This window comes from Burkholderia sp. AU33545 (assembly GCF_020419685.1).
Taxonomy (GTDB): domain Bacteria; phylum Pseudomonadota; class Gammaproteobacteria; order Burkholderiales; family Burkholderiaceae; genus Burkholderia; species Burkholderia diffusa.
This window is the reverse complement of the sequence record NZ_JAIZRQ010000008.1, coordinates 380,347-397,746: the sequence shown is the minus strand read 5'-3', so window position 1 is coordinate 397,746 and position 17,400 is coordinate 380,347. Positions and strand designations below refer to the sequence as shown.

General features: G+C 68.1%; 15 protein-coding genes. 11 read left to right on the top strand and 4 right to left on the bottom strand.

Features of this window, described 5'->3' with window-relative positions:
* Positions 1 to 13: 13 nt before the first annotated feature.
* Genes ftsH through LGM71_RS26955 form a run of 3 tightly spaced genes read right to left on the bottom strand, consistent with a single transcriptional unit; the run spans position 14 to position 3,151 of the window.
* On the bottom strand, positions 14 to 1,921 hold the full coding sequence (gene ftsH, locus LGM71_RS26965; RefSeq protein ID WP_226117473.1) for an ATP-dependent zinc metalloprotease FtsH: 1,908 nt from the start codon (positions 1,919 to 1,921) through the stop codon (positions 14 to 16).
* 33 nt (positions 1,922 to 1,954) lie between these two features.
* The gene (locus LGM71_RS26960; protein WP_226117471.1) at positions 1,955 to 2,464 is read right to left on the bottom strand and encodes a BCAM0308 family protein; all 510 of its coding nucleotides are present in this window, start codon (positions 2,462 to 2,464) and stop codon (positions 1,955 to 1,957) included.
* Between the two features lie 39 nt (positions 2,465 to 2,503).
* The gene (locus LGM71_RS26955; protein ID WP_226117469.1) at positions 2,504 to 3,151 is read right to left on the bottom strand and encodes a BON domain-containing protein; all 648 of its coding nucleotides are present in this window, start codon (positions 3,149 to 3,151) and stop codon (positions 2,504 to 2,506) included.
* A 289-nt stretch (positions 3,152 to 3,440) separates the two neighbouring features.
* On the opposite strand from LGM71_RS26955, the gene LGM71_RS26950 reads away from it, so the two are divergent.
* The 10 genes from LGM71_RS26950 to LGM71_RS26905 all read left to right on the top strand — a co-directional run bounded on the left by LGM71_RS26950 (position 3,441) and on the right by LGM71_RS26905 (position 15,123).
* Positions 3,441 to 3,629, top strand: a complete 189-nt coding sequence (locus LGM71_RS26950; RefSeq protein WP_059602737.1) for a DUF2964 family protein — start codon at positions 3,441 to 3,443, stop codon at positions 3,627 to 3,629.
* Between the two features lie 222 nt (positions 3,630 to 3,851).
* Positions 3,852 to 5,345, top strand: coding sequence for an efflux transporter outer membrane subunit (locus LGM71_RS26945; protein ID WP_413226915.1), 1,494 nt, complete (start codon positions 3,852 to 3,854; stop codon positions 5,343 to 5,345).
* Positions 5,342 to 6,415 carry an HlyD family secretion protein gene (locus LGM71_RS26940; protein ID WP_124625243.1) on the top strand — a complete coding sequence of 358 codons (1,074 nt, stop codon included), beginning with the start codon at positions 5,342 to 5,344 and terminating at the stop codon, positions 6,413 to 6,415. The genes LGM71_RS26945 and LGM71_RS26940 overlap by 4 nt, the downstream gene beginning before the upstream one ends.
* Positions 6,412 to 9,234, top strand: coding sequence for a ribosome-associated ATPase/putative transporter RbbA (gene rbbA, locus LGM71_RS26935; RefSeq protein WP_319000404.1), 2,823 nt, complete (start codon positions 6,412 to 6,414; stop codon positions 9,232 to 9,234). Before LGM71_RS26940 ends, rbbA begins: the two co-directional genes overlap by 4 nt.
* Positions 9,235 to 9,236: 2 nt before the next feature.
* A complete protein-coding gene (locus LGM71_RS26930) occupies positions 9,237 to 10,361 on the top strand; it encodes an ABC transporter permease (RefSeq protein WP_124625249.1) in 1,125 nt (374 codons plus the stop codon).
* A 156-nt stretch (positions 10,362 to 10,517) separates the two neighbouring features.
* A complete protein-coding gene (locus LGM71_RS26925) occupies positions 10,518 to 10,739 on the top strand; it encodes a DUF2964 family protein (protein WP_059602720.1) in 222 nt (73 codons plus the stop codon).
* Positions 10,736 to 11,872, top strand: coding sequence for an ABC transporter permease (locus LGM71_RS26920; protein ID WP_226117467.1), 1,137 nt, complete (start codon positions 10,736 to 10,738; stop codon positions 11,870 to 11,872). The genes LGM71_RS26925 and LGM71_RS26920 overlap by 4 nt, the downstream gene beginning before the upstream one ends.
* Positions 11,869 to 12,573, top strand: coding sequence for an ABC transporter ATP-binding protein (locus LGM71_RS26915; RefSeq protein WP_174919943.1), 705 nt, complete (start codon positions 11,869 to 11,871; stop codon positions 12,571 to 12,573). Before LGM71_RS26920 ends, LGM71_RS26915 begins: the two co-directional genes overlap by 4 nt.
* Complete coding sequence (locus LGM71_RS26910; RefSeq protein ID WP_226117465.1) at positions 12,570 to 13,655, top strand: HlyD family secretion protein; 1,086 nt, start codon at positions 12,570 to 12,572, stop codon at positions 13,653 to 13,655. Before LGM71_RS26915 ends, LGM71_RS26910 begins: the two co-directional genes overlap by 4 nt.
* Positions 13,633 to 15,123 carry an efflux transporter outer membrane subunit gene (locus LGM71_RS26905; protein ID WP_226117464.1) on the top strand — a complete coding sequence of 497 codons (1,491 nt, stop codon included), beginning with the start codon at positions 13,633 to 13,635 and terminating at the stop codon, positions 15,121 to 15,123. Before LGM71_RS26910 ends, LGM71_RS26905 begins: the two co-directional genes overlap by 23 nt.
* A 61-nt stretch (positions 15,124 to 15,184) precedes the next feature.
* Here LGM71_RS26905 and LGM71_RS26900 read toward each other — a convergent pair whose 3' ends face one another.
* Complete coding sequence (locus LGM71_RS26900) at positions 15,185 to 15,634, bottom strand: hypothetical protein (protein WP_124625261.1); 450 nt, start codon at positions 15,632 to 15,634, stop codon at positions 15,185 to 15,187.
* 273 nt (positions 15,635 to 15,907) lie between these two features.
* On the opposite strand from LGM71_RS26900, the gene LGM71_RS26895 reads away from it, so the two are divergent.
* Positions 15,908 to 17,311: an MBL fold metallo-hydrolase RNA specificity domain-containing protein gene (locus LGM71_RS26895; protein WP_174907433.1), complete on the top strand. Its 1,404-nt coding sequence runs from the start codon at positions 15,908 to 15,910 to the stop codon at positions 17,309 to 17,311.
* Positions 17,312 to 17,400 lie beyond the last annotated feature (89 nt).

Here is a 17,400-nt window from a genome sequence, read left to right as displayed (position 1 = left end):
GGCGGTCGTTCCTTCAGGCGGAGACGCCCGTGGTCGTTTCCGAGTCGGTTTCCGCCGGCCGGGGTGTGTCGCCGGCATCGTCCGCCGGCGCGATGAGCGCCACCAGCATGTCGTGATCGATCGATTCGTGCTGCAGCAAGCTGCGCGCGATCCGTTCGAGCGCATCGCGCTGCTCGCCGAGCGTTACCGTGACCCGCGCATGCGCATCCTCGAGCAGCGCGCGCACCTCTTCGTCGATCAGTTGCGCCGTGTGCTCGCTGCAGTGACCGTCGCCCGGCGTCCACACGCCCGGCGCCGCGCCCTGGCGTGCGCCATCGTCGAGCGTCACGAGGCCGACCTTCTCGCTCATTCCGTACTGCATCACCATGTGACGCGCCAGCGCGGTCGCCCGTTCGAGATCGTTCTGCGCGCCGGTCGACACGTCGCCGAATATGATCTCCTCGGCCACGCGTCCGCCGAGCAATACGTCGAGCCGATCAAGCAATTCGCTCCGGCGCAGCACGTAGCGATCCTCGGTCGGTACCTGCTGTGTGTAACCTAGCGCCGCGATTCCGCGCGGGATGATCGACACCTTCTTCACGGGATCGCAGTGCGCGCGGCTTTGCGCGACGAGCGCATGCCCCGACTCGTGGTACGCGATGGTCCGCTTTTCCTGTTCGTTCATCACGCGGCTCTTGCGCTCCATGCCGGTCATCGCGCGATCGATGGCTTCGTCGAAATCGGCCATCCCGATCGCGGGCTTGCCCAGTTCGGCCGCACGCAACGCGGCTTCGTTGACGACGTTCGCGAGATCGGCGCCGACGAAGCCCGGCGTGCGCTGCGCCAGCTCGGCCAGGTCGACTTCCGGCGCGAGCTTCACGTGCTTCGTATGCACGGCCAGGATCTGCTTGCGCCCGGTCAGGTCCGGCCGGTCGATCGCGATGTGACGGTCGAAACGCCCGGGGCGCAGCAGCGCGGGATCCAGGATCTCCGGCCGGTTGGTCGCGGCCATGATGATGACGCCCGAATTGGCCTGAAAGCCGTCCATCTCGACGAGCAACTGGTTCAGCGTCTGCTCGCGCTCGTCGTTGCCCGACATCAGGCCGACACCGCGCGCCTTGCCGAGCGCATCGAGCTCGTCGATGAACACGATGCACGGCGCGCTCTGCTGGGCCTGCTCGAAGAGATCGCGCACGCGCGCCGCGCCGACGCCGACGAACATCTCGACGAACGCCGAGCCGCTGATCGTGAAGAACGGCACCGCGGCCTCGCCGGCGACCGCACGGGCCAGCAGCGTCTTGCCGGTACCGGGCGCACCGACGATCAGCACGCCCTTCGGGATCTTGCCGCCGAGCCGCTGGTAGCGTTCGGGGTTGCGCAGGAACGCGACGATCTGCTGCAACTCGGCCTTCGCCTCGTCGATGCCCGCGATATCGTCGAACGTGATGCCGGTTTCCTTCTGCACGTACACGCGGGCGCGGCTTTTGCCCATGCCGCTCAGGTCCCTCATCCCGCCCGGCCTTCGCATCATGAAATTCCAGATCAGGACGAAGCCGATCAACGGGAAGATCCATGACGCGAGCGTCCCGATCCAGCCCGTATCCGTCGCGCCGCGGTAGCGAATCCCGGCAGTCGTCAGCGTAGCGACCAGGCCTTCGTCGCTCACCCGGTTCGTCGTGAAGCGCCACGGCGGGCCGGCTCCCTTCACCTCGGCCGCGTCGGACGCGGGCAGCGCGGCGCCGGCCTCCGGCATGCGCAGCGTGCCAGAGATCGACGTTTGGCCGATCTCGAGATCGTCGACGAGCCGTGCGTCCACCAGGTGGTGAAAATCGCTGTAGGAAATCGACGTCGCCGCCGGCTGGCGCGCCAGCAGTTGAACCGCCACCAGCACGGCGAACGCGATCGGGATCAGCAGCCCGGAGTAGTCGAATGCTTTTTTCATGGGATCGAACCTGACCGGTGGACTACCACACGCTCACGCGTCGTCGCGCGTCCAGTGCGCTCGCAGCACGTCCTCGCCGTCGCGATAGTTGATCTTGAGATCGCCGTGGTGCGCATGCAGCAACGCTTCGCCGAGGCGGCGGACCATATGCATGCCCGTCGTTCGAACGATGAGCGAATCGGCGGATTTCTCGATGTCCATGATGCGTTCGAGCGCGTGCTCGCTCGTCTCCAGATCGGCCTGACGCTCCAGCAACTCGAGAATCGTCGACCGGTGCGCGCGCAGATACTCGCCGTTCAACACCAGCTCGCCCGCTGGCACGTTTTCCCGCATGCGCTTGCAGGCCGGGCATTCGAGCTGGCGCCGGTCGAGCGTGGTCGCGGACCAGGTCCAGCGGCCCGCCTCGCAGACCGCGCCGCAGCCTTCGCAGATGTGGTCGCCTGTCGGCCGCTTCGGATCACGGTAACTGTCCTTCGTATGCGGCTGCATGCGCTTGTCGCGGCGCAGATGGTTTCGGCCGGGGCCGGTATGCGAACGGTTCATCGCTGTTTCTCCTGGTAGTAGACAGCACGTGCAAGCGGGTCAGGAAACGGTCAGCCGGTCGACGACCTGCCGGACCCCCTTCACCGACCCGGCCGCGCCGCATGCGGCGCGCTTTTCGGCCAGCGACGCGACCGTGCCCGTCAGCGTGACGATGCCGTCGGTTGCGTCGATCGAAATTCCCGCGGTTTCGCGCTGCGCACGACGCGCAAGCACCTCGGCGATCCGGACGCCGACGTCCGGCACCGTATGGTCGGCGCGCACCCGGATGCGGTTCGCCACGCCGACGACGCCGATCATCCGGCTCACCATCGCTTCCGCTGCCCGGCTCTGATACGCATGATCGACTTCGCCGTCGAGCGTCACGCAGCCGTGATCGACCTCGACGCCGATCTTGTGATCGCGCAGCGCATCCTGCCATCCGAGCGCGAACGTGATCGCGATCGCCAGTTCCTGGTCCGCGCAGGCGTTCTCCGGCGGGTCGACATTCAGCTCGAGCACCAGCGCACGCGCATCGGCGATGTGCAGTGCCGTTTTCTGCGCCTCGAGCTTCTGGGCCCAGCTGTCGACCGTGCCGCGCAACGTCACGATCCGGTCGCGGACCTCGACGTCGATCCGGCGCGCATCGATCGCCGGATTCCAGAACAACGCCTGCTCGACATCCTGCTTGAGTACTGCATCGGACTTCATGTCGGTCTCCCGTCGGCCCGTGCCGGCCGCAAAGCTCGCGAGCGAATGCGTGCGACACCGTGTTCAGCATCGCCCACGGCCGCGCCGGCGGCTTGACGAGGATCAATCAAAGGCGGGCTGGCGGCAGAGTCTGGCGGGCAGGCGATGGCCGGTTTGCCCGTTGACGCAGATCAACCGCGCGACGAGGCGCGACGCGATCATGAATCCGCAGACGTCGCCAAAACCGCAGCAACACGGACGTTTCGCATTCGTATGACCGTCGACGTCCATCGCTTTCCGGGAGACCGTCATGATCCACAAGCAGTACCGCATCATGCTCGCGACGCTCAGCGTGTTCATCGCGATTGCGTCGCTGGTCGGCATCGTTCACGGGATGCTGTTCGACGAGGAAGTGTTCCGGTACTCGATCGTCACGCTGATCTCCAGCATCCTCGCGTTCGTCGTGCTGCTCAATCTCAGGCCGGGCGACCGCCCGTGACGGGCACCGCGTGGTTCGGTCCGGCACGCCATCACGAAACCGGCCGAGGCACGCGGCGACCCGCGCGTCAAGCGAGGGGCCGCTCGAAACGCATTCCCGCCCGAGTGACACAGATCAAGGGGAAACCCGGCATTCGTCGGATATAAGTGAATCCGAATCGGCGACGCCTGGAGGGCTGCGCCATCCCGTATTCCTGCATTTTCGTATTCGACGAGGCATCCCATGCGCGCTGCCGCGCCTCCCGTTCGCTTTCATCCTGCCGCCATGCGGCGCTTGCGTGCCATTGCGCTCGCGGCGGGCATGGGGCTGCTGTCGGGCTGCCTGTCGCTTGCGCCACCGGACGAGCGTCCGGTCGCACCGATTCCCGCATCCTTTCCGGATCCTTCCGCCGACGCGACAGCGGCGGCGCCCGTGCCCGAGTGGCAGGCTTACTTCGTCGACGCGCGCCTGCGCGCGTTGATCGGGCAGGCGCTCGCCAACAACCGGGATCTGCGCGCGGCGGTTGCACGCGTCGAGCAGGCTCGCGCGGTCTACGGCATCCGCAGCGCGGATCAATGGCCGACGATCGGTGCGGGCGCGGCCTATGCACGGTTTCGCACGCCGGGCGGCTTCCTCTCCCCGGCGCCCGTCATCGGCCAGGTCTATGAAGTCCAGCTGGCCGAGACGCAATGGGAGATCGATTTCTGGGGCCGCGTGCGCAACCTGAAAGCAGCGGCGCTCCAGCGCTACCTCGCGAGTGATGCGGCCCGGCAGGCGGTGACGCTGAGCGTCGTCACCGGCGTAGCGGACGCGTACCTGACGCTGTGCGAGATCGACGAACGCATCGCGCTGACACGCGCGACGATCGACACACGCCGTGAATCGCTGCGGATCTTCCGGCTCCGTCACGCGGCCGGCGCCATCTCGCGCCTCGACCTGACGCAATCGGAGATCCTGCTGCAGCAGGCGGAATCGCTCGGCGTCCAGTTGCAGCAAGCCCGCGCGGCGGCGGCCGATGCGCTGGCGTTGCTCGTCGGTGCGCCGCCCGCGCTGGCCGCCACGCCGCTCGCGCTCGACGACGGTGCGGTGCTGCCGTCGCTCGCCCCCGGCCTGCCTTCGTCGCTGCTGACCCGGCGTCCGGACGTGATCGCGGCGGAGCATGAACTCGAGGCGACCCGCGCGAACATCGGCGCGGCGCGCGCGGCATTCTTTCCGCGCATCGCATTGACGAGCGCGATCGGTTCGGGAAGCAGCGCGCTGCATGACCTGCTGTCGTCCGGAGCGGGCGTGTGGTCGGTGATTCCCAACGTCACGCTGCCGCTCGTCGACGGCGGCCGCAACCGGTCGAATCTCGCGCTCTCGCACGCGCAACGCGACGAGGCGCTCGCGCAGTACGAGAAGACGCTCCAGCGCGCGTTCCGTGACGTGTCCGATGCGCTCGCGGCGCGCCACTGGCTGGCCGATCAGGTCGCCATCGAGCGCGCCACGCTGGCGTCGCAGGCCGAGCGGGCACGCCTCGCGAAGCTGCGCTACGACAGCGGAGCGACCCGCTTCCTCGAAGTGCTCGATGCGCAACGGGACCTGATGAACGCCGAGCAGCAACTGGTCATGACCCGTCGTGCGCTGCTCTCGAGCCGCGTCGCGCTGTACGGCGCGCTCGGCGGCGGCGTGATCGACACCGGCAAGACCGCCGCGGCAACGGCTCCCCTTTCGACAGACTCGGACAACACACCATGAAAACCATCCCGCGCCCTCTTCTGATCGGTGTCGGTGCGGCCGTGCTCGCGATCGGCCTCGCGTACTACGGGTGGACGCGCTGGCGCGACGGCCAGACGGATGCGGGGCTCGTCAGCGGCAACGGCCGCATCGAGGCGACCGAAATCGACGTCGCGACCAAGCTGCCGGGGCGCGTCACCGCCATGCTCGTCGACGAAGGCGACTTCGTGACGGCCGGCCAGCCGCTCGCCCGCATGGACGTCGTCGTCCTGCAGGCGCAGCTCGACGAGGCACGGGCGCGGGAGCAACAGGCGGTGAACACCGCGGCGAGCGTCGACGCGCAGGTCGCGCAGCGCCGCAGCGACAAGGCCGCGGCCGCGGCCGTCGTCGTGCAGCGGGAAAGCGAGCTGGACGCGGCCTCGCGGCGGCTCGCGCGGTCCGAAACGCTGTCGCGCGACGGGGCGTCGTCGATGCAGGAACTGGACGACGATCGCGCGCGCGCCGGCAGCCTGCGCGCGACGGTGAACGCCGCACGCGCCCAGGTGGAAGCGGCCCAGGCCGCCGTCGACGCAACCCGGGCCCAGCTCGTCGCGGCGCGCTCGGCCGTGACGGCCGCGCAGGCGACCGTGGCGCGCGTGCAGGCCGACATCTCGGACAGCGAACTGACGTCGCCGCGCGACGGGCGCGTCCAGTACCGGATTGCCGAGTCGGGCGAAGTCCTGCCGGCAGGCGGCAAGGTGCTCAACGTCGTCGACCTGTCCGACGTCTACATGACGTTCTTCCTGCCCGAAGCGGTCGTCGGCCGGGTCCCGCTCGGCGCCGACGTGCGGATCGTGCTCGATGCGGCACCGGAATACGTGATTCCCGCACGCGTGTCCTATGTGTCGAGCACCGCGCAGTTCACCCCGAAGACGGTCGAGACGGCCACCGAGCGGCAGAAGCTGATGTTCCGGGTCAAGGCGCGCATCGATCGCGATCTGTTGCAGCGCCACCTGAAACTCGTGAAGACCGGGTTGCCGGGCGTCGCGTGGCTGAAGACCGATCCGCACGCGGGCTGGCCGGATCGCCTCGCGATCAGGGTGCCGCAATGAATGCGACGACGCCCGTCGAGACGGATGCGGGATCGATCGACCGTTCGCCGGTGTCGGCCGATCCGCGCATGGTCGCCCGGCTGTCCGGCGTCTCGCTGCGCTACGGCGACAAGTACGCGCTCGACGACGTGACCCTCGACATCCCCGCCGGCTGCATGATCGGGCTGATCGGGCCGGACGGCGTCGGCAAGTCGAGCCTGCTTGCGCTCGTGTCCGGCGCGCGCGCGATCCAGCAGGGCCGCGTATGGACGCTCGACGGCGACCTGTCGTCGCGCCGTCATCGCGCGCGCGTATGCCGGCGCATCGCCTACATGCCGCAAGGCCTCGGCCGGAACCTGTACGCGACGCTGTCGGTCGAGGAAAACCTGCAGTTCTTCGCGAGACTGTTCGGCCACGATGCCGCGGAGCGCCGCCGCCGGATCGACGCGCTGACACGCAGCACCGGCCTGCAGCCGTTCCTGGATCGCCCGGCCGGCAAGCTGTCCGGCGGCATGAAGCAGAAACTCGGCCTGTGCTGCGCGTTGATCCATGATCCCGACCTGCTGATCCTGGACGAACCGACGACCGGCGTCGATCCGCTGTCGCGCGCGCAGTTCTGGGAGCTGATCGGACGCATTCGCGCCGCCCGCCCGGCGATGAGCGTGCTGGTCGCCACCGCGTACATGGACGAGGCTCGACGTTTCGACCGTCTGATCGCGATGGACGCGGGCCGCGTGCTGGCAACCGGCAGCCCCGGCGAGCTGCTCGAACGCACCGGTTGCGACACGCTGGAAGCCGCGTTCATCGCGTTGCTGCCGGAGGCCCGCCGGCGCGGACACCAGCCGGTCGTGATCGCGCCGTTCCAGCCCGATCAGGCGGCCGGCTACGCGATCGAGGCCGACGCGCTGACGATGCGGTTCGGCGATTTCGTCGCGGTCGACCACGTGAGCCTGCAGATCCGCCGCGGCGAAATCTTCGGCTTTCTCGGCTCCAACGGCTGCGGCAAGTCGACGACCATGAAGATGCTCACCGGCCTGCTGCCCGCGTCTGAAGGTACTGCGACGCTGTTCGGCCGACCGATCACCGCGAACGACATCGACACGCGCAGGCGCGTCGGCTACATGTCGCAAGGGTTTTCGCTCTATGGCGAACTGACCGTCCGGCAAAACCTCGTGCTGCACGCGCGCCTGTTCGGCGTACCGGAACCGGATGTGCCCGCACGCGTGACCGAAATGATCGCGCGCTTCGGGCTCACGGACGCACTCGACGCGCTGCCCGAGCGCCTGCCGCTCGGGATGCGGCAGCGGCTGTCCCTCGCGGTAGCGATGGTGCACAAGCCCGAGCTGCTGATCCTGGACGAGCCGACGTCGGGCGTGGACCCGGTCGCGCGGGACGACTTCTGGCGGCTGATGATCGAGCTCGCGCGCAACGATCGCGTCACCATCTTCATCTCGACGCACTTCATGAACGAGGCCGCGCGGTGCGACCGCATCTCGCTGATGCATGCGGGCCGCGTGCTCGCGAGCGCCGCGCCCGAGGAACTGGTGCGCCTGCGCGGCGCGGCCACGCTCGAGGACGCGTTTATCGGCTACCTGAGCGACGCGCAGAAAGCGGATGGCGCGGGCGGGTCGGACGGCACGACGGCCGATGCGCCGTCCGACGCCGGCTGGCTCGCCGCGCCGCCCGCTGCGGCCGGCACCGGCCATGCGGCCGCATGGTTCAGCCCGGCGCGCGCCGGCAGCTATCTGTGGCGCGAAGTGCTGGAACTGAGACGCGACCCGTTGCGCGCGACGCTGGCGCTGTTCGGCTCGCTCGTGCTGATGTGCGTGATCAGCATCGGGATCAGTCTCGACGTCGACAACCTGACGTTCGCGGTGCTCGACCGCGATCAGTCGATCCTGAGCCAGGACTATGCGCAGAATCTCGCCGGTTCCCGCTATTTCGTGCCGCGCGCACCGCTCGCGGACGACCGCGACATCGAGCGCCGCATGCGCAACGGCCAGCTGTCGCTCGCGCTCGAGATCCCGCCCGGTTTCGCGCGCGACGTCGCGCGGGGCCGCCGCGTGGAGATCGGCGCATGGGTCGACGGCGCGATGCCGATGCGCGCGGAGACGATCCGCGGCTACGTGGCCGGCATGCACGAAAACTGGCTGCGCGACCAGGCGAAGCGCCGGCTCGGCGTGTCGCTCGTCCCCGCCGTGGACATCGCGATCCGCTATCGCTACAACCCCGACGTCAAGAGCCTGCCGGCGATGATTCCGGCGATCATGCCGATGCTGCTGCTGATGCTGCCCGCGATGCTGACCGCGCTCGCCGTCGTGCGGGAACGCGAGCTCGGGTCGATCGTCAACCTCTACGTGACACCCGTCACGCGGGCCGAATTCCTGCTCGGCAAGCAGGCGCCGTACGTCATGCTGGCCATGTTGAACTTCCTGCTGATGGTCGTGCTGGCCGACGTCGTGTTCGGCGTGCGGATCAAGGGCAGTTTCGCGACGCTGGCGGCCGCGGTGCTGATATTCAACGTCGTGGCCACCGGCATCGGGCTGTTCGCGTCGACGTTCACCCGCAGCCAGATCGCCGCGATCTTCATGACGATCGTCGGCACGCTGATTCCCGTCGTGCAGTTTTCGGGCCTGCTCACGCCGCTGTCGTCGCTCGAGGGCAGCGGCAAGTGGATCGGCACCGTCTATCCGGCCACCTACATGCTCGCGATCAGCCGCGGCGTCTACAACAAGGCGCTCGGGCTGGCCGACCTGTCGTCCCAGTTCTGGCCGATGCTCGCGGCCGTGCCGGTCATCCTGGTCATGACCGGCGTGCTGCTGCGCAAGCAGGAGCGCTGACCATGTCCCGCCTGCTCGTCGTTTTCCGGCTCGGGGTCAAGGAACTGTGGAGCCTCGCTCGCGACCCGATCCTGCTCGCGCTCATCGTCTATACGTTCAGCGCGTCGATCTACGTCGCCGCCACCGCCCGCCCGGAAACGCTGCACAAGGTGCCGATCGCGATCGTCGACGAGGATGCGTCGCCGCTGTCGGCGCGCATCGCGGCGGCGTTCTTCCCGCCGCAATTCGCACCGCCGCCGATCGTCGACGCCGGCGCGGCCGATCGCGGGCTGGACAACGGCGACTACACATTCTCGCTCGACATTCCGCCCGACTTCCAGCGCGACGTGCTCGCCGGCCGCCACGCGACGGTCCAGCTCAACGTCGATGCGACCCGCATGACGCAGGCGTTCACCGGCGGCGGTTACGTCCAGCAGATCGTGGCGGGCGAGATCGATGCCTTCGTGCGGCGCCATCGCGGCACGTCCTTGCCGCCCGTCGATCTCGCGATGCGGATGCGCTTCAACCCGAATCTCGACGAAGTCTGGTTCGGCGCGCTGATGGAGCTGATCAACAACGTGACGATGCTGTCGATGATCCTCACCGGGGCCGCGCTGATTCGCGAGCGCGAGCACGGCACGATCGAGCATCTGCTCGTCATGCCGGTGACCGCGGCGGAAATCATGCTCGCGAAGGTCTGGTCGATGGGGCTCGTCGTCGCGACGGCGGCAGTCGCGTCGCTGACGCTCGTCGTGGGCGGCGCGCTGCACGTGCCGATTCCCGGGTCCGTGCCGCTGTTCGTGGCCGGCATGGCGTTGCACCTGTTCGCGACCACGTCGATGGGGATCTTTCTCGCGACGCTCGTGCGCAGCATGCCGCAGTTCGGCATGCTGCTCGTCCTCGTGCTGCTGCCGCTGCAACTGCTGTCGGGCGGACTGACGCCTCGCGAAAGCATGCCGCCCGTCGTGCAGGACATCATGCTGGCCGCGCCGACCACCCATTTCGTCGAGCTCGCGCAGCGCATCCTGTATCGCGGCGCCGGGCTCGATGCGGTGTGGACCCAGTTTGCCGCGCTGTTCGCGATCGGCTGCGTGCTGTTCCTGCTGTCGCTCACGCGATTCCGCAAGACGATTGGTCAGATGACTTGATCGACGAGTCGCGCCCGTGACACCGGAATTTGTCCGTTGATACAGATCAATCGTGCCGGAGCGCGGCACGCGATCATGACGCCATGTCTTGCGCAACCAGTGGCAGCTACGTTGACGGCAACGCCGTCCACGGCGGCCGCTTCCCGGGAGAACGTCATGATGGGTCTGCCATACCGAAGCGCGCTTGCGACGCTCTGCGTGTTCATCGCGCTCGCTTCGCTGCTGGGCGTCGTGCATGCGATGCTGATCGACGAGACGGTCGTTCCGTACGCGATCATTGCGCTGGTGTCGGGCATCGTCGCGTTCATCGCGCAGCTCGATCCCGCGTCGTCCGGACATCAGCGGCACGGACCGGACGCGCTGGATTCGTCATCGTGAACGGTATCCTCCGTCTCGCGTTCAAGCTGCTCGTCAACGACAGTGCGAAATTCACCGCCTTGACCGTCGGCATCACCTTCTCGGTACTGCTGATGATCGAGATGACGTCGCTATTCGCCGGCATCCTGAACAAGTCGTCGGCGTCGGTCATCAATATTGGCGCGAAGGTCTGGGTGATGGACCCGGCCGTGAAGACGATCGCGAACAGCATCGGCATGCCCGACTACGTGCTCGACGCCGTGCGCAGCATCGACGGCGTCAAGTATGCGGTGCCGCTCTATTCCGGCGGCGCGCTCGTCAAGCTGCGTTCCGGCACCTACCAGGCCGTGACGGTCGTCGGCCTCGACGACGCCAGCCTGTTCGGCCGCCCGACGATGCTGCAGGGCCGCATCGAGGACATCTACGCGGAAAACGGCTTCATCGCGATTCAGGATCCCGAGTTTCGGAAGCTCGAGAATCCGTCCGTCGGCACCGATTTCGAACTGAACGACCATCGCGGCGTGATCGTCGGTATCGCGAAGGTCGCCGCGAGCGGCCTGTTCGGCACGCCGACGCTCTACACCACGTACGCGCGCGCGATCCGCTACATTCCGTCGCCGCGCTTCACGACCTCGTACATCCTCGTCGAGCCGAAGTCCGATGCGGACGTTGCACACATCAAGGCGGTGGTGACGTCGCTCGGCTATCGCGCGTACACGCGCGACGAATTCATCGCGCAGATCGCGCGCTTCTACAAGTACGAGACGGGCCTCGGCACCAACATCATGCTGATGACGATCATCAGCTTCATCATCGGCCTGTCGATTTCAGGGCAGACGTTCTACGCGTTCATCCTCGAGAACCTGGACAAGTTCGGCGCGCTGAAGGCGATCGGCGCGAAGAGCCGCGAGCTGGTCGCGATGATCCTGTTCCAGGCGACCTTCACCGCGCTGACCGGCTACGGTATCGGCGTCGGGCTGTGCGTGCTGATGATCACGCTCGCCAAACTGAGGATTCCGGACTACGCGGCGCTCATCACTTACGGCAACCTGTCGCTCGCGTTCGGCATGGTGGTCGTGATCGCAACGATCTCGAGCTATCTCGGCGTGCGGCGCGTGCTGCGCATCGAGCCGTTCGACATCTTCCGGGGCTGACGATGGCCGGCATCGCGATCGACGCGCGCGGCGTCAGCAAATGGTTCGGCGAAGGCGATGCACGCACGCAGGCGCTGCGCGACGTATCGATCCAGGCGAACTTCGGCGAGATGCTGCTGATCGTCGGGCCGTCCGGTAGCGGCAAGACCACGCTGCTCAGCGTAATCTCGGGCATCCTTCGGCCCGACGACGGCTCAGTGTCGATCGACGGCGTCGATCTGTGGGCGCAGTCGAACGATTCGATCGCCGATTTCCGGCTGAACCGGATCGGCTTCGTGTTCCAGGACTACCACCTGTTCCCGCGGCTCACCACTGCGGAAAACGTCGCGATCCCGCTGATCCTGAAGCGCCGGCCGTGGGACGACGCGATCAAGGAAGCGCACACGTACCTGGACGTCGTCGGGCTCGCGAACCGCGCGCAACTCCCGCCGGTCAAGCTGTCCGGCGGCGAGCAGCAGCGCGTCGCGATTGCGCGCGCGATCGTCAGCCAGCCCGACCTGCTGATCCTCGACGAGCCCACCGCGTCGCTCGACGGCGACACGGGCCGCATGATCATCGACTTCGTCAAGCACAAGGTGCTGAGCGACACGCGCTGCATCGTGATCGTCACGCACGACGCGCGGATCTTCGAATACGCGGATCGCATCCTGCGGATGGAAGACGGCAGGCTGAACGGAATCGAGCGCGGAGGTGCGCGATGAAGCACCGCCTCGTGTTCGTGCTGGCCGTGCTCGGCTTCCTGGCAAGCGTCGCCGCCGCGTGGCTCTACAGCCGCCAGGAGCCGCCGCAGCCGCCGGTATTCAAGCCGGCCGCCAATCCGTACGCGCGCGGAGTCTATGCGAACGGCATCGTCGAGAGCGAGCAACCGGCCGGCGCGAACGTGAACGTCTATCCGGACGTCTCGGGCGCAGTGACGCGCATCCTCGTGCACGACGGCGATCCGGTGAAGGCCGGCGACGCGTTGCTGACGATCGACGACGCGGTGCAGCGCGCCACCGCCGCCCAGCTCGCGGCGCAGGCCGACGCGGCCGTCGCCCTGCTCGGCGAACTGAAGGCACAGCCGCGCCGCGAGGTGCTCGACGTGGCCAGTGCGCAAACCGCGGCCGCGCAGGCGAGCCTGAAGCTCGCCCAGGACCAGTACGACAAGCAGCGGCACGCGTACGACATCGATCCGAAGGCGGTGAGCCGCGACGCGCTCGACACGGCCGCGAACGCGGTGCGCGTCGCGGCGGCCAACCTGGACGTCGTCACGCGGCAGTATCGCCTGACGAAAGCCGGTGCCTGGGGCTACGACGTGCGCAACCAGGAAGCGCAGGCCATCGCGCTGCGACGCGCGGCGGATGCGGCGGCCGCCCTGCTCGCCCGCTACACGCTGCGCGCGCCGGCCGACGGGACCGTTCTGGCGATGAACGCGGCGGTCGGGGCCTACCTGAACTCCCAGGGGCTCTACGACACCTATACGCGCGGCAGCACACCGGTCGTGGTGCTCGGCACACCGGCCGACCAGCTGCAGGTGCGCTGCTACATCGACGAAATCCTGATCCACCAGCTACCCGATCTGCATGCGTTGAAGGCGCACATGTTCGTGCGCGGGACGTCAGTCGAGGCCGACCTTCAGTTCGTGCGCGTGCAGCCGTACGTCACGCCGAAGATCGAGCTGTCCGACCAGCGCACCGAGCGCGTCGACGTGCGCGTGCTGCCGGTCATTTTCCGTATCGTGCCGAACAGGAACGTGCGGCTGTTTCCCGGGCAGATCGTCGATGTCTACGTCGCAGGCAAATAACGGAGCCCGTCGCGCACCCACGCTGCACCGCGGAGCCGGTGCGCTGGCCGTCGCCGTGCTGCTCGCCGGATGCACGGTCGGGCCGAATTTCGTCCCGCCGCCCGCGCCGCGCGTCGCGCGCTTCGTGCCGCCGGACGATCCGGGCGCGGCGTCCGGCCCCTGGACCGGCGATGGACGGACGCAGGCCTTGTCGGCGGACACGGCGCTCACGCGCGACTGGTGGACGCGCTTCGGCAGCCGCGCGATCGACTCGACCGTCGACGAAGCACTGACCGGCAGCCCGACGCTCGATCTCGCCGAAGCGACGTTGCGGCGCAGCGAGCACGCGCTGCGGGCCGGCCAGGGGATCTTCTTTCCGCAGGTGGATGCACAGGCCGGCGCGTCGCGCCAGCGCGCCACGCCGCTGCGTACCGGCCAGGCATTGCCGGCATCGATCTTCAACCTGTTCACGCTGTCGGCGACGGTCAGCTACACGCTCGACCTGTGGGGCGGCGAACGGCGCCAGGTCGAAGCGCTCAAGGCCGACGTCGATGCGCAACGGCAGGCGCTGGCGGGCGCGTATCTGATGCTGACCGCGAACGTCGTCAATACGATGGTCGCGCGCGCGGCCTATCACGACGAAGCCGCGGCGACGCGCGAGATGATCGGCCTGCTCGACGAGCAGATTCGTCTGACGCGCGTACAGGTGGCGGCCGGCGCGGCGGCCTACGTCGCGGTGCTGACGCTGGAATCGCAGCGGGCATCGCTCGAGGCGACGCTGCCCGCGCTCGACCAGAAGCGCGCGCAGGCCGACGATCTGCTCGCGCTGCTGGCCGGCCGCTACCCGGTCGACTGGCGGACGCCGGACCTGTCGCTCGACGGGATCGAATTGCCCGCCAGCCTGCCGGACACGGCGCCGTCGTCGCTGGTGCGCCGCCGCCCCGACATTCTGCGGGCCGAAGCCGAACTGCACGTGGCCAGCGCACAGGTCGGTGTCGCGACGGCCGCGCTCTACCCGAACCTCACGCTGTCCGCATCGGGCGGGTTCGAAAGCGTCGTCGCCGGCACGCTGTTCGCGCCGGCCGGCCGCGCATGGAGTGTCGGCGCCGGGCTCGCCGCGCCGATCTTTCATGGCGGCACGCTGCTGAACCAGCGGCGCGCCGCGCAGGATGCGTACGACGAAGCCGATGCGACCTATCGGCAGGTCGTCCTGTCGGCGTTCTCGCAGGTGGCCGACACGTTGCGCGCGCTTGCGAACGACGCGGCGGCACTCGATGCGCAGGCGCGCGCAATGGCCGCGGCCCGCGACGCTCTGAAACTCACGCAAGCCGGTTACGACGCGGGGATCGCCGGCTACGTCCAGTTGCTGGTCGCCGACGTGCAATACCATCAGGCGCGGATTGCGTGGCTGCAAACGGTCGCGCAGCGCCTGCAGGACACGGTCGCGTTCTACGTCGCGCTCGGCGGCGGCTGGGGCGACGCGGGCTGACACGCGCGCCGCACGGGCATTCAGCTCCGTTTCAGGCCCATTCAAGCCCGTCCGGCCCCATTCAGCCCGTCTGCGCCGCGACGTCGGGCCGCTGCCACGGCGGCAATTCCGCCCAGCCGAGCGGCCCGTAGACGGTGCCGCCGGCGGCCTCGATCCTTTCGACGAACGTGGCGAGCGTCGCCCCGGCCGGCACGGTCAGCGTCAACGCATCGACGAAATCCTCGCTGCGCAGCCATGGCGCCGCGCCGTGGTTGATCTGCTGGACGCTCCACGCATGCCCGTGCCGCCCCGCCTCGGGCGGCAAAAGACTCGGCGCGTCGAACGCGACCCGGAGCAGTTGCGCGCGCGAATCGCTGTACGGCGGTTTCGCGGCATTCTGGTACGGCACGTCCGCCCAGCGCTCGCCGCATTGCTCGTCGAGCGGCAAGCATGTGAACCACGCCCACGGCGAGCGGACGAAGCACAGCCGGTAAAGGGGCCCGGCGCCATCCAGATTGGCGATCAACGTCATGATGGGTTCATCCCGAAAGACTCGTGATGCCGATACACATCGCGCGCACGGCATGCGCGGATAACGGGTCACGACACGACACCGCATGCGCGCACGAAATCACTATCCTGCCGCCACTGCGGCTCGAGGTTGATCGTCGTCAAACCGGGCGCCGTCGGGGATTCTCGCCCGGACGGCATGGTGATCCCTCAATTCCTGATTTCGGTCAACCGCTGCCCGCGCGTTCGGAATCTAATCGACTTACTGTTCCGTCGACTTCCGGTGAGGCAATCCATGAAACTGACATTTCTCGGCGCGACCGAGACGGTGACCGGCTCGAAGTATCTGGTCGAGCACGGCGGCCGGCGCGTCCTGGTCGATTGCGGCCTGTTCCAGGGGACGAAGAACCTGCGGCTGCGCAACTGGGGAGCGCTGCCGCTCGCGCCCGACACGCTGAGTGCGGTCGTGCTCACGCACGCGCACATCGATCACAGCGGCTATCTTCCGGTGCTGGTACGCGAAGGCTATCGCGGGCCGGTGTACTGCACGGCGGCCACGGCCGAACTCTGCGACATCATGCTGCGCGACAGCGCGCGGCTGCAGGAAGAGGAAGCCGACTTCGCGAACCGGCACGGTTACTCGAAGCATCATCCGGCGCAACCGCTCTACACGCTGGACGATGCGCAGCGCGCGCTACGCCTGCTGAAGCCCGTCGCCTTCGACGAATGCACGGCGCTGGGCGGCAGCCTGTCGTTCCGCCTGCTCCCGGCCGGGCACATCCTCGGCGCGGCGAGCGTCGTGATGCACTGGGATCACAAGGTGCTCGCGTTCTCGGGCGACCTCGGCCGGTATCACGACCCGATCATGCAGCCGCCGCGCCCGCCCGCGCATGCGGACTATCTGGTCGTGGAATCGACATACGGCGACCGGCTCCATCCGACGTCGGATCCCGAGAACGAACTGGCCGCGATGTTCGACAAGACCTTCGCGCGCGGCGGAGTCGTCGTGATGCCCTGCTTCACCGTCGGCCGCGCGCAGGAAATCCTGCACTACATCGCGCGCCTCAAGGCGTCCGGCCGCATGGCGCGCGTCCCGGTGTTCCTCGACAGCCCGATGGCGACGGACGTGACCGAGATCTATCGCCACCATATCCTCGAGCACCGCCTGACCGTCTCCGACGCGAACGCGCTCGGCCACGCGGCGACGATGATCCGCTCGGTCGACCAGTCGAAGGCGATTGCCGAACACCACGGCCCGATGGTCATCATCGCCGGCAGCGGGATGGCGACGGGCGGGCGCGTGCTGCATCACCTGACCCGCTATGCGCCCGATGCGCGCAACACGATCGCGCTGGTCGGCTACCAGGCCGCCGGCACGCGCGGCGCGGCGCTGGCGGCGCACGAGCCGACGCTGAAGATTCATGGCGAGTACGTTCGCGTGCGCGCTCAGGTCGAGTCGATCACGACGCTGTCGGCCCATGGCGACTACGAAGAGATTCTGAAGTGGCTCGGCACGATGCAGTGCGCGCCCGTGCGGACGTTCGTCACGCATGGCGAACCCGCTGCTGCGGACGCCATGCGCCGGCGCATCTCGGAGAGCCTGCACTGGCGGTGCGAGGTGCCGACCTACGGGCAGTGCGTCGATCTGGACGAGGCTGAATCAAGCAACACGCAGGAACCCGCCGCGCTGTCGTCCTGACTGCCGGCGAATTGCCGACGAATCGCGGGCGAAATGCCCGCCGCGCGTGACGGGAGGCGGAGGCCGCCGGTTCCCGCCGCGCACGGCCC

Bases quoted from the DNA above. Each gene is read 5' to 3' on its own strand.
- LGM71_RS26905 (WP_226117464.1), top strand. From the start codon at position 13,633: ATGTCTACGTCGCAGGCAAATAACGGAGCCCGTCGCGCACCCACGCTG.
- LGM71_RS26910 (WP_226117465.1), top strand. From the start codon at position 12,570: ATGAAGCACCGCCTCGTGTTCGTGCTGGCCGTGCTCGGCTTCCTGGCA.
- LGM71_RS26900 (WP_124625261.1), bottom strand. From the start codon at position 15,634: ATGACGTTGATCGCCAATCTGGATGGCGCCGGGCCCCTTTACCGGCTG.
- LGM71_RS26960 (WP_226117471.1), bottom strand. From the start codon at position 2,464: ATGAACCGTTCGCATACCGGCCCCGGCCGAAACCATCTGCGCCGCGAC.
- LGM71_RS26895 (WP_174907433.1), top strand. From the start codon at position 15,908: ATGAAACTGACATTTCTCGGCGCGACCGAGACGGTGACCGGCTCGAAG.
- rbbA (WP_319000404.1), top strand. From the start codon at position 6,412: ATGAATGCGACGACGCCCGTCGAGACGGATGCGGGATCGATCGACCGT.
- ftsH (WP_226117473.1), bottom strand. From the start codon at position 1,921: ATGAAAAAAGCATTCGACTACTCCGGGCTGCTGATCCCGATCGCGTTC.
- LGM71_RS26925 (WP_059602720.1), top strand. From the start codon at position 10,518: ATGATGGGTCTGCCATACCGAAGCGCGCTTGCGACGCTCTGCGTGTTC.
- LGM71_RS26945 (WP_413226915.1), top strand. From the start codon at position 3,852: ATGCGCGCTGCCGCGCCTCCCGTTCGCTTTCATCCTGCCGCCATGCGG.
- LGM71_RS26930 (WP_124625249.1), top strand. From the start codon at position 9,237: ATGTCCCGCCTGCTCGTCGTTTTCCGGCTCGGGGTCAAGGAACTGTGG.
- LGM71_RS26955 (WP_226117469.1), bottom strand. From the start codon at position 3,151: ATGAAGTCCGATGCAGTACTCAAGCAGGATGTCGAGCAGGCGTTGTTC.
- LGM71_RS26940 (WP_124625243.1), top strand. From the start codon at position 5,342: ATGAAAACCATCCCGCGCCCTCTTCTGATCGGTGTCGGTGCGGCCGTG.
- LGM71_RS26950 (WP_059602737.1), top strand. From the start codon at position 3,441: ATGATCCACAAGCAGTACCGCATCATGCTCGCGACGCTCAGCGTGTTC.